The organism is Streptomyces sp. WM6386 (assembly GCF_000972385.1).
GTDB lineage: Bacteria > Actinomycetota > Actinomycetes > Streptomycetales > Streptomycetaceae > Streptomyces.
The window spans coordinates 1-13,267 of the sequence record NZ_JXTE01000049.1; the positions used below are offsets into that span (position 1 = coordinate 1).

General features: G+C 68.6%; 14 protein-coding genes, 1 pseudogene and 1 riboswitch. Of the genes and pseudogenes, 12 read left to right on the forward strand and 3 right to left on the reverse strand.

The window, feature by feature from the left end; translation table 11 throughout:
* From TN53_RS26700 to TN53_RS26710, 3 genes and pseudogenes are all read left to right on the forward strand, one after another.
* A pseudogene (locus TN53_RS26700) lies at positions 1-208 on the forward strand (cytochrome ubiquinol oxidase subunit I); the annotation flags it as partial.
* On the forward strand, positions 205-603 hold the full coding sequence (locus tag TN53_RS26705; protein WP_046261219.1) for a cytochrome c oxidase subunit 4: 399 nt from the start codon (positions 205-207) through the stop codon (positions 601-603). The pseudogene TN53_RS26700 and the gene TN53_RS26705, both read left to right, overlap by 4 nt.
* Positions 604-733: 130 nt before the next feature.
* Positions 734-1,996, forward strand: coding sequence for a L,D-transpeptidase (locus TN53_RS26710; RefSeq protein ID WP_046261220.1), 1,263 nt, complete (start codon positions 734-736; stop codon positions 1,994-1,996).
* A 9-nt stretch (positions 1,997-2,005) separates the two neighbouring features.
* Here TN53_RS26710 and TN53_RS26715 read toward each other — a convergent pair whose 3' ends face one another.
* The gene (locus tag TN53_RS26715) at positions 2,006-2,407 is read right to left on the reverse strand and encodes a hypothetical protein (protein WP_046261221.1); all 402 of its coding nucleotides are present in this window, start codon (positions 2,405-2,407) and stop codon (positions 2,006-2,008) included.
* Between the two features lie 189 nt (positions 2,408-2,596).
* On the opposite strand from TN53_RS26715, the gene TN53_RS26720 reads away from it, so the two are divergent.
* From TN53_RS26720 to TN53_RS26750, 7 genes are all read left to right on the forward strand, one after another.
* Positions 2,597-3,217 carry a cytochrome c oxidase subunit 3 gene (locus TN53_RS26720; protein ID WP_046261222.1) on the forward strand — a complete coding sequence of 207 codons (621 nt, stop codon included), beginning with the start codon at positions 2,597-2,599 and terminating at the stop codon, positions 3,215-3,217.
* Positions 3,218-3,280: 63 nt separating this feature from the next.
* A complete protein-coding gene (locus tag TN53_RS26725) occupies positions 3,281-4,090 on the forward strand; it encodes a c-type cytochrome (protein WP_046261223.1) in 810 nt (269 codons plus the stop codon).
* Complete coding sequence (locus TN53_RS26730) at positions 4,087-5,148, forward strand: ubiquinol-cytochrome c reductase iron-sulfur subunit (RefSeq protein ID WP_046261224.1); 1,062 nt, start codon at positions 4,087-4,089, stop codon at positions 5,146-5,148. Before TN53_RS26725 ends, TN53_RS26730 begins: the two co-directional genes overlap by 4 nt.
* Entirely contained in the window at positions 5,145-6,785 is a 1,641-nt protein-coding gene (locus tag TN53_RS26735; RefSeq protein ID WP_046261225.1) for a cytochrome b, read from the forward strand. The genes TN53_RS26730 and TN53_RS26735 overlap by 4 nt, the downstream gene beginning before the upstream one ends.
* Before the next feature lie 119 nt (positions 6,786-6,904).
* A complete protein-coding gene (gene trpD / locus TN53_RS26740; protein ID WP_046261226.1) occupies positions 6,905-7,969 on the forward strand; it encodes an anthranilate phosphoribosyltransferase in 1,065 nt (354 codons plus the stop codon).
* Between the two features lie 75 nt (positions 7,970-8,044).
* A riboswitch (SAM riboswitch) is annotated at positions 8,045-8,161 on the forward strand.
* A 145-nt stretch (positions 8,162-8,306) separates the two neighbouring features.
* Positions 8,307-9,683 carry an aminotransferase class V-fold PLP-dependent enzyme gene (locus TN53_RS26745; RefSeq protein WP_046261227.1) on the forward strand — a complete coding sequence of 459 codons (1,377 nt, stop codon included), beginning with the start codon at positions 8,307-8,309 and terminating at the stop codon, positions 9,681-9,683.
* Positions 9,684-9,728: 45 nt separating this feature from the next.
* Positions 9,729-10,304 (forward strand): hypothetical protein, encoded by a 576-nt coding sequence (locus TN53_RS26750; RefSeq protein WP_046261228.1) that lies wholly within the window; start codon positions 9,729-9,731, stop codon positions 10,302-10,304.
* Here TN53_RS26750 and TN53_RS26755 read toward each other — a convergent pair.
* Together TN53_RS26755 and TN53_RS26760 are read right to left on the reverse strand one after the other, a co-directional pair.
* On the reverse strand, positions 10,301-10,582 hold the full coding sequence (locus TN53_RS26755; protein ID WP_046261229.1) for an Lrp/AsnC family transcriptional regulator: 282 nt from the start codon (positions 10,580-10,582) through the stop codon (positions 10,301-10,303). The genes TN53_RS26750 and TN53_RS26755 overlap by 4 nt on opposite strands.
* Positions 10,579-11,319: a rhomboid family intramembrane serine protease gene (locus tag TN53_RS26760; protein ID WP_046261280.1), complete on the reverse strand. Its 741-nt coding sequence runs from the start codon at positions 11,317-11,319 to the stop codon at positions 10,579-10,581. Before TN53_RS26760 ends, TN53_RS26755 begins: the two co-directional genes overlap by 4 nt.
* Before the next feature lie 163 nt (positions 11,320-11,482).
* Here TN53_RS26760 and TN53_RS26765 point away from each other — a divergent pair, with 163 nt between their 5' ends.
* On the forward strand, positions 11,483-11,722 hold the full coding sequence (locus TN53_RS26765; RefSeq protein WP_046261230.1) for a hypothetical protein: 240 nt from the start codon (positions 11,483-11,485) through the stop codon (positions 11,720-11,722).
* A gap of 37 nt (positions 11,723-11,759) precedes the next feature.
* Positions 11,760-13,103 carry an NYN domain-containing protein gene (locus TN53_RS26770; RefSeq protein WP_046261231.1) on the forward strand — a complete coding sequence of 448 codons (1,344 nt, stop codon included), beginning with the start codon at positions 11,760-11,762 and terminating at the stop codon, positions 13,101-13,103.
* The last annotated feature ends 164 nt before the right edge of the window (positions 13,104-13,267 follow it).

Consider the following 13,267-nt stretch of genomic DNA (forward strand, 5'->3'; position numbering starts at 1 on the left):
GGTCGACGACCCGTGGGGCTACGGCCGCTCGCTGGAGTGGGCGACGTCCTGCCCGCCCCCGCGGCACAACTTCCTCACCCTGCCGCGGATCCGCAGCGAATCCCCGGCGTTCGACCTGCATCACCCGGAGATCGCGGCTCTCGACCAGCTCGAGAACGCGCCTCACGGTGAGAAGGCCCTGGCTGGTGGCAAGGAGGCCGGCAAGTGAAGGTCCAAGGCTGGATGTTCATGTGGCTGAGCGTCTTCGTGCTCGCCATGGCGGTCGTCTACGGCGTGTGGTCGAAGGAGCCTGCCGGTACCACGGCGCTCTTCCTGGCCTTCGGCCTGTGCATCATGATCGGCTTCTACCTGGGCTTCACGGCCAGGCGGGTCGACGTCGGTGCGCAGGACAACAAGGAGGCGGACGTCGCGGACGACGCCGGCGAGGTCGGGTTCTTCAGCCCGCACAGCTGGCAGCCGCTGTCGCTCGCCATCGGTGGCGCGCTGGCGTTCCTGTCGATCGCGATCGGCTGGTGGCTGATGTACTTCTCGGCGCCGCTGATCATGATCGGCCTGTGGGGCTGGGTCTTCGAGTACTACCGCGGTGAGAACCGCACCCAGTAGCACGAGCTGAGCGCAGAAGAGCCCGGACACTCCGTCAGGAGCGTCCGGGCTCCCGCTTTTGCAGCAGTGCTGTTCCCTCGTACGAGTTACCCACCGCGCCGCCGCTGACGAAGCTTCCTAGCGTGAAGCCATGAGCCAGACTCCGCGTACACGCACCGTCATCTCCTGCACGCTGCTGGTGGTCGCCCTGACCGCCGGCGGCACCGCCTGCAGCAGCGAGGGCAGCCCGCTGTCGGCGGCGCCGTACGACGCGGCGGACCAGATCTCCTTCAACGGCCCCTCGGGCGACGGCAAGAAGGCCGACCCGGACAAGCCCCTGGAAGTCACCGCCGAGGACGACGACGGGCGCATCACGGACGTCACGGCCCTGGACGCGACAGGACGCTATGTGGCGGGCGAACTCTCCGCCGACGGCACCCGCTGGCACAGCACCAGCCCGCTGGCCGCCAGCGCCCACTACACGGTGCGGGTGAGCACCGAGGACGAGGACGGGGCGCCCGGCCGCAAGGTCCTCGCCTTCGACACCGGCAAGCCCCTCACCAAGAAGCGCCTGAAGGTCACCTTCGGCCCCAAGGCGGGCAAGTACGGCGTCGGCCAGCCCATCACGGCCGAACTCAGCAAGCCCGTCAAGGACAAGGCACAGCGGGCCATCGTGGAGCGCGCGCTCAAGGTCGACTCGATGCCCGCCGTGGAAGGCGCTTGGCACTGGGTGGACGACAAGGAACTCCACTACCGCCCCAAGGAGTACTGGCCCAGCAAGGCCACCATCCAGGTTCGAAGCAACCTGGACGGCATCAAGATCAGCGACCGGCTGTGGGGCGGCAAGGTCAAGCCCCTCAAGCTGACCACGGGCGACCGGGTCATCGCCGTCACGGACGCGTCCTCGCACTCCATGACGGTCTACAAGAACGGCAAGGCGATCAACGACATCCCGGTCACCACCGGAAAGCCCGGCTTCGAGACCCGCAACGGCGTCAAGGTCGTCCTGGGCAAGGAGTACTTCGTACGGATGCGCGGCACCAGCATCGGTATCTCCGAGGGATCCTCGGAGTCGTACGACCTGCCCGTCTACTACGCCACCCGCGTCACCTGGAGCGGCGAGTACGTGCACGCCGCCCCCTGGTCGGTGGGGTCACAGGGCTATGCCAACGTCAGCCACGGCTGCACGGGTATGAGCACCGGCAACGCCGAGTGGTTCTTCGACAACGTCCGTGAGGGTGACGTCGTCAAGGTCGTGAACTCCTACGGCGACACCATGGAAGCCTTCGGCAACGGCTTCGGGGACTGGAACCTCGGCTGGAAGAAGTGGCGCAACGGCAGCGCCCTGGTGGGCGGAAGCCCCGACGGCCCCCGCCCGGAGGAGAAGGCGAGACTGCGTCCCGAATCGGTCTGAGCGTCCGTATCAGGCGCTCAGAGCCCTCTTCTGACGCAGCAGGGACGCCAGCGCCGACGCGAACTCCACCGGGTCCACGGGATGCGTCACCGCGGCCTCGGCGCGGCTCCAGGTGGCCAGCCAGGCGTCCTGGGGGCGCCCGATCAGCAGCAGCACCGGCGGGCAGTTGAAGATCTCGTCCTTGGCCTGCCGGCACAGCCCCATGCCGCCCATGGGCACGGCCTCGCCGTCCAGGACAGCGACATCGATACCGCCCCGGTCCAGTTCCTTGATGACGGCGGCAGGCGTGGCGCACTCCACGAACTCGACCTGGGGGACGTCGGGAGCGGGCCTGCGTCCGGTGGCGAGCCGCACCTGCTCGCGGGTGTTGGAGTCGTCGCTGTAGACCAGCACCGTGGCGGTCGCCTGCATGGTTCCTCCGTGACATCAGTGTCGTACGGCCATGAACGGGCAGAGCCCGATGCGGCGGATGCTACTCCCTTGAACACCCGGTCAACACCCGCTTGAACACCTCTGCGATGGGCCATACGGGCAGTACACACGCTGCGGACACCCCGAACGGCACCCCCGGGAGTGAGGGCGGGATAAGGGACCGACATAATGTCGGTCGTGGCGACAGCAACGACAGTAGAAACCGGGCACGCGCACCCGTCGGTCAACCGGCCGAACCTCACCAGCGTCGGAACCATCATCTGGCTGAGTTCCGAGCTGATGTTCTTCGCGGCCCTCTTCGCGATGTACTTCACCCTGCGATCGGTGACGGGTCCCGACCACTGGAAGGAAATGGCGCACAGCCTGAACCTTCCGTTCTCGGCGACCAACACCACGATCCTGGTGCTCTCCTCCCTCACCTGCCAGCTCGGCGTGTTCGCCGCCGAGCGCGGTGACGTGAAGAAGCTCCGGATGTGGTTCATCGTCACGTTCGTGATGGGTGCGATCTTCATCGGCGGCCAGGTGTACGAGTACACCGAGCTGGTCAAGAAGGACGGGCTCTCGCTCTCCTCCGACCCCTACGGCTCGGTCTTCTACCTGACCACCGGTTTCCACGGGCTGCACGTGACGGGTGGCCTCATTGCCTTCCTGTTCGTCCTCGGCCGCACCTACGCGGCCAAGAGGTTCACGCACGAGCAGGCGACCGCCGCCATCGTCGTGTCCTACTACTGGCACTTCGTCGATGTCGTCTGGATCGGCCTCTTTGCCACGATCTACCTGATCAAGTAGCCGGGCCCGCGCCCGCACATTCCAGAAGCATCGACGCAGAAGATCCTGACACCGGGGTAATCCGTGAAAAAGCTCTCCGCACGACGACGCCATCCGCTGGCGGCGGTCGTCGTCCTACTCCTCGCGCTGGCGGCCACCGGGGGGCTGTACGCCGCGTTCGCGCCGGCGGACAAGGCGCAGGCCGATGAGACCGCCCAGTCCCTCACCATCGAGGAGGGCAAGAAGCTGTACGCCGTGGGCTGCGCAAGCTGCCACGGCACCGGTGGTCAGGGCACCACCGACGGCCCGAGCCTCGTGGGTGTGGGCGCTGCGGCCGTCGACTTCCAGGTCGGCACCGGCCGTATGCCGGCCCAGCAGCCCGGGGCGCAGGTCCCGAAGAAGAAGGTCATCTACACGCAGGCCGAGATCGACCAGCTCGCCGCGTACATCTCCTCGCTGGGTGCCGGTCCGGCCATCCCGACGAAGAACGAGTACAGCCCGGACGGAGCGGACATCGCCAAGGGTGGCGAGCTGTTCCGCACCAACTGCGCGCAGTGCCACAACTTCACCGGCAAGGGTGGCGCGCTGACGCACGGCAAGTTCGCGCCCGACCTCGAGGGCGTCGACCCGAAGCACATCTACGAGGCCATGCAGACCGGCCCGCAGAACATGCCGTCGTTCCCTGACACCACCCTGTCGGAGCAGAACAAGCAGGACATCATCGCGTACCTCGACGCGGTCAACGGGGAGGACACCGAGAGCCCCGGCGGCCTCGAACTGGGCGGACTCGGTCCGGTCAGTGAGGGTCTGTTCGCGTGGGTGTTCGGACTCGGTGCGCTCATCGCGGTTGCCGTCTGGCTCGCCGCCCGGACCGCAAAGGCCAAGAAGTCATGAGTAGCCAAGACATTCCGGAAGAGAACGAGAACCTGCCCGCAGAGCAGGACGCACATGGTGCGGTAAGCGTCGCGGACGACAAGAACCCGTTCGCCGACCCCGGCCTGCCGCCCCACGAGCACCGCGTCCAGGACATCGACGAGGTGGCCGCCCGGCGCTCCGAGCGTGTGGTCGCCTTCCTGTTCACGCTGTCGATGCTGGCCACGGTCGCCTTCATCGCCTCGTACGTGGCGGTGCCGCACGACAAGGCGATCTTCGTCTTCCCGATCGGTCACATCAACGCGCTGAACTTCGCGCTCGGTCTGACCCTCGGTGTGGCGCTCTTCTCGATCGGCGCGGGCGCGGTCCACTGGGCCCGCACGCTGATGTCCGACGAGGAGATGGTCGACGAGCGGCACCCGATCTCGGCCACCCCCGAGGTCCGCGAGAAGGTCTTCGACGACTGGAAGGCGGGCACCAAGGAGTCCGCGATCGGCCGTCGCAAGCTGATCCGCAACACGATGCTCGGTGCGCTCACCCTGGTGCCGCTGGCCGGAGTCGTGCTGCTGCGTGACCTCGGCCCGCTGCCCGGGACCAAGCTCCGCCACACCATGTGGAAGAAGGGGCTGCTGCTCGTCAACATGAACACGAACGAGCCGCTGCGCCCCTCGGACGTCGCCGTCGGTTCGCTCACCTTCGCCAAGCCCGATGGCCTGGAGGAGGACGACCACGAATTCCAGACGGAGATCGCCAAGGCGGCCCTGATGATCGTCCGGATCCAGCCGGACGACATCAAGGACAAGCGCGAGCTCGAGTGGTCGCACGAGGGCATCGTCGCGTACTCGAAGATCTGCACCCACGTCGGTTGCCCGATCTCCCTGTACGAGCAGCAGACGCACCACGTGCTCTGCCCCTGCCACCAGTCCACCTTCGACCTCTCCGACGGTGCCCGAGTGATCTTCGGCCCCGCCGGTCACGCCCTGCCGCAGCTGCGCATCGGCGTGAACGACGAGGGCTACCTCGAGGCGCGCGGCGACTTCGAAGAGCCTGTCGGTCCTGCCTTCTGGGAGCGCGGATGAGCACCAACGAGAACAACGAGTCCGCCCGCGACCGCGGGAAGGCGCCGGCCGGCGAGAAGCTCGCCGACTGGGCCGACGGCCGGCTGGGGATCTACTCCCTGGCCAAGGCCAACATGCGCAAGATCTTCCCCGACCACTGGTCGTTCATGCTGGGCGAGATCTGCCTGTACAGCTTCATCATCATCATCCTCACGGGTGTGTATCTGACGCTGTTCTTCCACCCGTCGATGAACGAGGTGGAGTACCACGGCAGCTACGTCCCGCTGCAGGGACAGCTGATGTCCGAGGCGTTCAACTCGACCATGCACATCTCCTTCGATGTGCGCGGTGGTCTGCTGATCCGGCAGATCCACCACTGGGCGGCGCTGATCTTCCTCGCCGGCATGTTCGTGCACATGATGCGCGTGTTCTTCACGGGCGCGTTCCGCAAGCCGCGTGAGGTCAACTGGCTGTTCGGCTTCCTGCTGTTCGTCCTGGGCATGTTCACCGGTTTCACCGGCTACTCGCTCCCGGACGACCTGCTCTCCGGCACCGGTGTCCGCTTCATGGAGGGCGCGGTCCTGTCCGTGCCGATCGTCGGCACGTACCTGTCGTTCTTCCTGTTCGGTGGCGAGTTCCCGGGCGGCGACTTCGTGGCCCGCTTCTACTCGGTGCACGTCCTGCTGCTGCCGGGCATCATGCTCGGCCTGATCGTGGCGCACCTGATCCTGGTGTTCGTCCACAAGCACACGCAGTACGCGGGCCCCGGCAAGACCAACAAGAACGTGGTCGGCATGCCGCTGTTCCCGGTCTACACGGCCAAGGCCGGAGGCTTCTTCTTCCTGGTCTTCGGTGTCATCGCGGTCATCGCGGCCATCGCCTCGATCAACCCGATCTGGGCCATGGGTCCCTACCGTCCGGACCAGGTGTCCACGGGCGCCCAGCCCGACTGGTACATGGGCTTCTCCGAGGGTCTGATCCGTGTCATGCCGGGCTGGGAGATCAACTTCTGGGGTCACACGCTCGTCCTGGGTGTGTTCATCCCGCTGATGATCTTCCCGTTGGTCCTGGTCGCGATCGCGGTCTACCCGTTCATCGAGGCCTGGGTCACCGGCGACAAGCGCGAGCACCACATCCTGGACCGCCCGCGCAACGCTCCGACGCGTACCGCCTTCGGTGTCGCGTGGATCACCTGGTACATGGTGCTGCTCATCGGTGGCGGCAACGACCTCTGGGCCACGCACTTCCATCTGTCGATCAACTCGATCACCTGGTTCGTCCGCATCGGGTTCTTCGTGGCCCCGGTGATCGCGTTCATCGTCACCAAGCGGATCTGCCTCGGCCTCCAGCGCCGGGACAGGGACAAGGTGCTGCACGGCCGCGAGTCGGGCATCATCAAGCGCCTGCCGCACGGTGAGTTCATCGAGGTGCACGAGCCGCTCAGCCAGGACGCGCTGCACACGCTCACCGCGCACGAGCAGTACATGCCGGCCGAGATCGGCCCGACGGTCGACGACAACGGCGTCGAGCGCAAGGTGGCGGGTTCCGAGAAGCTGCGGGTCAAGCTGAGCAAGGCCTACTTCGGCGAGGAGTCCCAGATCCCCAAGCCGACCGCCGAGGAGTACAAGGAGATCACGAGCGGCCACGGCCACCACTGATCGCTGCGCTCGCCACGCGCACGAAGGGCCCCGTCCGAACACCGGACGGGGCCCTTTGCCGTGCCCTGCGGCTGGATAGGGTGGGGGCACACTCTTCTACGACATCATGGAGCGGCCTTATGAGCGCTGTGACCCCCGCTGGAGGCGACATCGCGGCGGGCCGTTCCTGGCCCGAGGTACTGAGCGCCCTGCTCGGTGGCCAGGACCTGAGCTCCGGTGACACGGCGTGGGCCATGGACCGCTTCATGAGCGGCGAGGCCACCGACGCCCAGATCGCGGGCTTCATGGTGGCGCTGCGGGCCAAGGGGGAGACGGTCGAGGAGATCACCGGTCTCGTCGAGGCGATGTACAAGCACGCGCAGCCGCTGGACATCCCCGGCCCTGCCGTCGACATCGTCGGCACCGGCGGCGACCGGGCGAAGACGGTCAACATCTCGACGATGTCCGCCATCGTGATCGCGGGCACCGGGGCGAAGGTCGTCAAGCACGGCAACCGGGCCTCGTCCTCGGCGAGCGGTTCCTCCGACGTCCTGGAGAAGCTCGGCATCAATCTGGACCTGTCGCCCGCGCGGGTGGCCCAGGTGGTGGACGAGGCCGGCATCACCTTCTGTTTCGCGGCCAAGTTCCACCCGTCGATGCGGTTCGTCGGCGGGGTCCGCCGGGACCTCGGGATCCCGACCTCGTTCAACCTGCTCGGCCCGCTGACCAACCCCGCGAGGGTCACCGCCTCGGCGGTCGGCTGCTTCGACACCCGCATGGCGGGGCTCATCGCCGGAGTGCTCGCCGAGCGCGGCTCCTCAGCGCTGGTCTTCCGCGGTGACGACGGTCTCGACGAGCTGACGACCACGGCCACTTCACGGGTGTGGATCGTCCGCGACGGCAAGGTGCGCGAGGAGGCCTTCGACCCGCGGGACGTCGGTCTCGAACTGGTGCCGGTGGAGGCGTTGCGAGGCGCGGACGCCTCGTTCAACGCCGAGGTCGCCCGACGTCTGCTGGACGGCGGGACCGGAGCGGTGCGGGACGCGGTACTGCTCAACTCGGCCGCGGCGCTGGTGGCGTTCGCACCGACGGAGGCGCCGCTCGTGGACCAGCTCCGGGCCGGCATGGTGAAGGCGGCCGAGTCGATCGACTCCGGCGCGGCCAAGCGGACGCTGGAGCGCTGGGCGGCGGCCAGCAACGCCTGACGTCCACCGATGGTCGTCCCGCGATCCGGACACGGGTTGCGGGACGACGATCACATCGCGTACGTTCTTTGACCAGGTCATGAGTGACAGTCATGAGGCCCCGGCCGACTGTCCGGCAACCCTCCGTCCGTGGCGGGGTGCCCCGGGTGAAGACCAGGCCGTAGGCAGTGAGGTCTACGGCAAGCGCGGGCCCCTCTCGAATCCAGGGGTCCTGGTCGTTCGAGGGAGTCTTCCGTGAGCAAGCGAATGCGATAGGGCTGCCGAGCCCCGCCTCCGCGCACCCTTTTCCTCACCTCCGCATGTCCTTCTTCGGCATGCGCTCTCACGGGAGTTCCCCATGTCTGTCTCCACCGCTGCCGCCGCCCAGACCATTTGTGCCCCGCTGTCCGTTCTGGGGAGCGATGTCACCGTCCCGCTCGTCACCGGCGGCGAGGTCACCTACGCGGCCCTCGACTACGCGGCCAGCGCCCCCGCACTGCAGCGCGTCTGGGACGACGTGGCGGCCTACGCCCCGTACTACGGCAGCGTCCACCGCGGCGCCGGCTACCTCTCCCAGCTGTCGACGGACCTCTTCGAGAACGCTCGGAACACAATCTGCGAGTTCCTGGACTGCCGCGCCGACGACCAGCTGATCTTCACCCGCTCGACCACGGACTCCCTGAACCTCCTCGCCCAGGCGCTCCCCGCCGACTGCCAGGTCTTCGTCTTCGAGACCGAGCACCACGCGAGCCTGCTGCCCTGGCAGGACGCCCGGGTCACCTACCTCAACGCCCCGCGCACCCCCGCCCAGGCCGTCGAGACCTTGGAGCAGGCCCTCGCCGCCCGCACCGCATCTGTTCAAGAGGGCTACGGCCCGGCCCTGGTCTGCGTGACCGGCGCATCCAACGTCACCGGCGAGCTGTGGCCGGTGCGTGAGCTGGCCGCCGCCGCCCACGCGCACGGCGCCCGGATCGTCCTGGACGCCGCCCAGCTGGCCCCCCACCACCCGGTCTCCGTGCAGGACCTGGACGTCGACTGGATCGCCTTCTCCGGCCACAAGCTGTACGCCCCCTTCGGCTCCGGTGTCCTCGCGGGCCGCGCCGACTGGCTCCGGGCCGCCGACCCCTACCTCGCCGGCGGCGGCGCCAGCCGCAAGGTCACCCGCCGTACGGACGGCGGCGTGGACGTCGAGTGGCACGAGACCGCGGCCCGCCACGAGGCCGGGTCCCCGAACGTGATCGGCTCCTACTCCATCGCGTCGGCCTGCAAGGCGCTCACCGAGGCCGGCTTCGACACCCTGGTCGCCCGTGAGCAGCACCTGATCGAGAAGGTGAAGACCGGCCTCGCCGAGGTCCCGGAGGTCCGGATCCTCTCCCTCTTCGGGGACGACGCCCCGCGCGTCGGCGTGATCTCCTTCGTCGTCGAGGGCTGGAACAGCTCCCACTTCGCCGCCGCCCTCTCCGCCGAGTACGGCATCGGCGTCCGCGACGGCCTCTTCTGCGCCCACCCCCTCGTCCGCACCCTCCTCGGCAGCGACCCCCAGACCCAGGGCGAGTGCGGAGCCCCGGAGGCCGCGCCCGGCGAGAAGTCCCTCAACGCGATCCGGGTGAGCTTCGGCGCGGGGACGCCGGACGAGCACGTCGAGCGCTTCGTGACGGCCGTCAAGGAGCTCGTCCGGGACGGTGCGAAGTGGAAGTACCGCACGGAGGACGGCCGTTGCGTCCCGGCGGTCTGACCTGCTGACGGGCCTGCTATACCTGCCTCCTCGATCCTGCTGCGGGTGCTGACCCGGGACTTCGACCTGAAGGGCGGCCCGGACGGGCTGCTGCCGCTGGTGGAGTCCTGTCTGCGGGACGAGCCGGGGGAGCGGCCGACACCTCAGGCGGTGGTCGGGGCCGTGGAGCATACGGCGGGGTCGCTGCGGGAGAGCGTACGGGCGGGCTGGTTCAGGGCCGTCTCGGAGGAGTCCGTGGCTGCCCGGGGTGACGAACGGTGGCTTCCGCAGGGGGAGTCGGGGGAGCGGGAGAGCCGCGTCGAGTACGTGGCGCCGGTGACGGCGACGGACACACCGGTGCCGGATGTGGCGGCGCCCGACGTCCCGGCGGCGACCGTGATCCCCGCTTCCTCGCCCTCGCGGCGGGGGCTGCTGAAGGCCCTCACCGGCGGGGCCGTGGTGGCTGCCGGGGGCGGGGTCGGCGGGTGGCTGTGGCTGCGGGACCCGGGGAACGAGGGGCGCGCGACGGACGGCGGGGCTACCGCGCCGGACACCAGAACGGGACGGCGGCCCCCGTACTGCACGAACCGCCTCTACACCGCCTCCAGCGAGGGAATCACCGCCCTCGACGTCACCGCCTAGCTGTCGAGGCCGATCGCGAACGCCGCCTCCAGGTCGTGCTGGGAGTACGTGCGGAAGGCGACGTGGGTGTCGGTGCCCTCGACGCCCGGGATCTTGCTGATGCTGCCGGGGATGACCTCGGCGAGGTCCTCGTGCTGCTTGACCCGGACCATGGCGATCAGGTCGTACGTGCCGGTGACGGAGAAGACCTCGCTCACGGAGTCCAGGGCCGCGATCGACTCGGCGATCTCGGGGATCCGGTCCACGCTGGTCTTGATGAGGACGATCGCGGTGATCACTGCTGGTTCTCTCCCTCGGGGGCCGGAGCTGGGGCGACCTTCACTCTAGTCGCAGGGGGGAACCGCACCCATGCGTAGGCGAAGCCCAGGCCGAAGCCCACCAGGTGCGCCAGATACGCCACCCCCGGGCCGTGCGACGCCTGTCCCGCCGCCAGCCACTGCAGGGCCGCCCAGAAGGGCAGCACGACCCAGGCCGGGAAGCGCAGCGGGAGGAAGAAGAGGAACGGGAGCAGGCTTGTCACCCGGGCCCCGGGGAACAGGTAGAGAAACGCTCCAAGGACCGCGGAGATCGCCCCCGAGGCGCCGACCAGGGACTGCTCGGAGTCGGCGTTGGCGGCCGCGTAGCCCAGCAGCGCGAGATAGCCGCAGCCCAGGTAGAAGAGGGTGAACTGGACGCGGCCCATCCGTGCCTCGGTCAGCACGCCGAAGACGTAGAGGAAGAGCATGTTGCCGAGGAGGTGGACCCAGCTGCCGTGGACGAAGAGCGCTGTCGCCGGGGTGAGCACGGCTCTGGCCGAACCCTCGAACAGTTCTGCGGGGACCACGCCCCAGCGGTGGAAGTAGGCGCGCTGGGCGGCGAGCAGCGCGTCGCCGGAGCCGTACGCCGGATTGAGGCCCGCCGCCGGGCCGATCACGAAGAGCGCGCAGCACAGGGCGATGAGGCCGTAGGTCATCGGCGCCGACCGCCACAGCGACCTGCTCGCCCGGCCGGCCACCACGCTCCAGTTGCTGATCATGAACACAGAGCATGACGTAACGGGACGCAAGCCGACAGACCGCCTCGCCGCCGTGGACGGACCAGCGGCGAGTCCCCGCCAGGCCGTAGGGTTACGGCCACACGCGCCGGGAGACCGGCGCGTCACGGACAATAGAGACCTAGAAGGAATGAGCACAGTCACGATGACGGTTCCCCTGCCGACCGCCTCGACGCGGTGGCGCTGCACCCTCTGTGGCAACCTCACGCGCTTCGACGTGACCCGCTCGTCGAAGGTCGTCGAGTACGTCCATCTCGACCTCGCCGGTGAGCCGAAGGTCGAGGAGCGCGAGGTGGTCAGTGAGAGCATCGAGTCGGTGCGCTGCCGCTGGTGCAATGCCGTGGATCAGGTGGAACTCGTGGACAGGCCGGGTGCCGGCTCCTGAGGGAGCAGGCCCCGCGGAACGGTTGGGGTGTTGACGGATGGTGGAGAGCGCGGGCGGGGGGCCGGGCGACGGCGCCGCTGAGGTGCTCGACCGTCCGCTGCCCGACGGCGTGCGCCGCCGGGTCGTACAGATCGTGTCCGACGGCTTCGGCGGGCTGACCGTCGGGGAACTGCCCGCACAGCTCAGACAGTACGCGCGGTTCGCGCCCAACCGGCGGGCCAAGTTCGCCGGCAACGCGATGGCCGCGGCTCTGGAGACCGATCCGCTGTTCCGGCAGCGGATCGGGGAGAAGTTCAGAGAGGCCCAGCCGGAGCTCTCCGGCGCCCTCGACTCCCTCTCACCGCCCCCGGCCGCGGATCCGCTCGATGTGGCGGCCGCGGCCTATGTACTGCGCCCCACCGGCTGGGTGAAGCTCGTGACGGCGGCCGGCGAGGAGGCCCTGCGGGCCGACGCCGAGCGCGCCGACGAGGAGAGCCGCGCCGAGCTGGAACGACTGCGCGAGGAGCTCGCGCACGCGCGCGAGCACACCCGGACCGAGACCGAGCGGCTGCGCGCCGAGCTGGAGTCGGCGAAGAAGGAAGCGGAATCGCTGCACCGAAAGCTGCGCGCCGCCCTCAGCGACGTCAAGCGCGGCGAGGCCGCCCTGCGCAAGATCCAGGGCGAGATGGAGACGGTACGCGCGGAGGGGCGGACCCAGGTCTCCGCCGCCGAGGTCGAGTCCCGGCGGCTCAAGGCCCGCCTGGGCGAGGTCGAGGCCGCCCTGGAGGCCACCCGCAGGGCGGCCCGCGAGGGGCGCAGCGTCGAGGACATGCGGGTGCGGCTGCTTCTGGACACCGTGCTCGACGCGGCCCAAGGGCTGCGCCGGGAGCTGGCGTTGCCGCCGGTGTCCGTACGGCCGGCCGAGACCGTCGATGCGGTCGAACCGGGACGAATGACCCCGAAGGACATCGCGGCGCGGGCACTGTCCGAGCACGACCCGGCGATCCTGGACCAGCTTCTCGCCCTGCCGCAGGCGCACTTGGTGGTCGACGGCTACAACGTCACCAAGACCGGCTATCCCCAGATGCCCCTGGAGAAGCAGCGTCTCAGGCTGCTCGGTCAGCTCTCGCAGCTCGCCGCTCAAACCGGGGCAGAGGTGACATGTGTCTTCGACGGGGCCGAGCTGGCCGCGCCGGTGCTGCTCGCGCCGCCGCGCGGGGTGCGGGTGCTGTTCTCCAAGCCCGGTGTCACCGCTGATGAGTTGATCCGTCAGCTGGTGCGCGCCGAGCCGCCGGGGCGGCCGCTCATCGTCGCCTCCACCGACCGCGAGGTCGCCGACGGGGTGGCCAAGGCGGGGGCCCGGCCTGTCGCTTCGGCGATGCTTTTGAAGCGACTGTCCTGATCGTTTAACTTCCAGGTTTAATGCCCGAATTGGCGGAATCGTCACGCAACGTAGCGTCAATCGAGCATTACTGCTCGTGAGTTGTGTGTAAAGAATGCAGTCTGTGACGGGTTTTTTCTCGTGAGGATTTGAACTGATCACAAGAAGGTCACTAGGGTCTGGGC

Bases quoted from the DNA above. Each gene is read 5' to 3' on its own strand.
- TN53_RS26710 (WP_046261220.1), top strand. From the start codon at position 734: ATGAGCCAGACTCCGCGTACACGCACCGTCATCTCCTGCACGCTGCTG.
- TN53_RS26715 (WP_046261221.1), bottom strand. From the start codon at position 2,407: ATGCAGGCGACCGCCACGGTGCTGGTCTACAGCGACGACTCCAACACC.
- TN53_RS26720 (WP_046261222.1), top strand. From the start codon at position 2,597: ATGTCGGTCGTGGCGACAGCAACGACAGTAGAAACCGGGCACGCGCAC.
- TN53_RS26730 (WP_046261224.1), top strand. From the start codon at position 4,087: ATGAGTAGCCAAGACATTCCGGAAGAGAACGAGAACCTGCCCGCAGAG.
- TN53_RS26735 (WP_046261225.1), top strand. From the start codon at position 5,145: ATGAGCACCAACGAGAACAACGAGTCCGCCCGCGACCGCGGGAAGGCG.
- trpD (WP_046261226.1), top strand. From the start codon at position 6,905: ATGAGCGCTGTGACCCCCGCTGGAGGCGACATCGCGGCGGGCCGTTCC.
- TN53_RS26745 (WP_046261227.1), top strand. From the start codon at position 8,307: ATGTCTGTCTCCACCGCTGCCGCCGCCCAGACCATTTGTGCCCCGCTG.
- TN53_RS26760 (WP_046261280.1), bottom strand. From the start codon at position 11,319: ATGATCAGCAACTGGAGCGTGGTGGCCGGCCGGGCGAGCAGGTCGCTG.
- TN53_RS26765 (WP_046261230.1), top strand. From the start codon at position 11,483: ATGACGGTTCCCCTGCCGACCGCCTCGACGCGGTGGCGCTGCACCCTC.
- TN53_RS26770 (WP_046261231.1), top strand. From the start codon at position 11,760: ATGGTGGAGAGCGCGGGCGGGGGGCCGGGCGACGGCGCCGCTGAGGTG.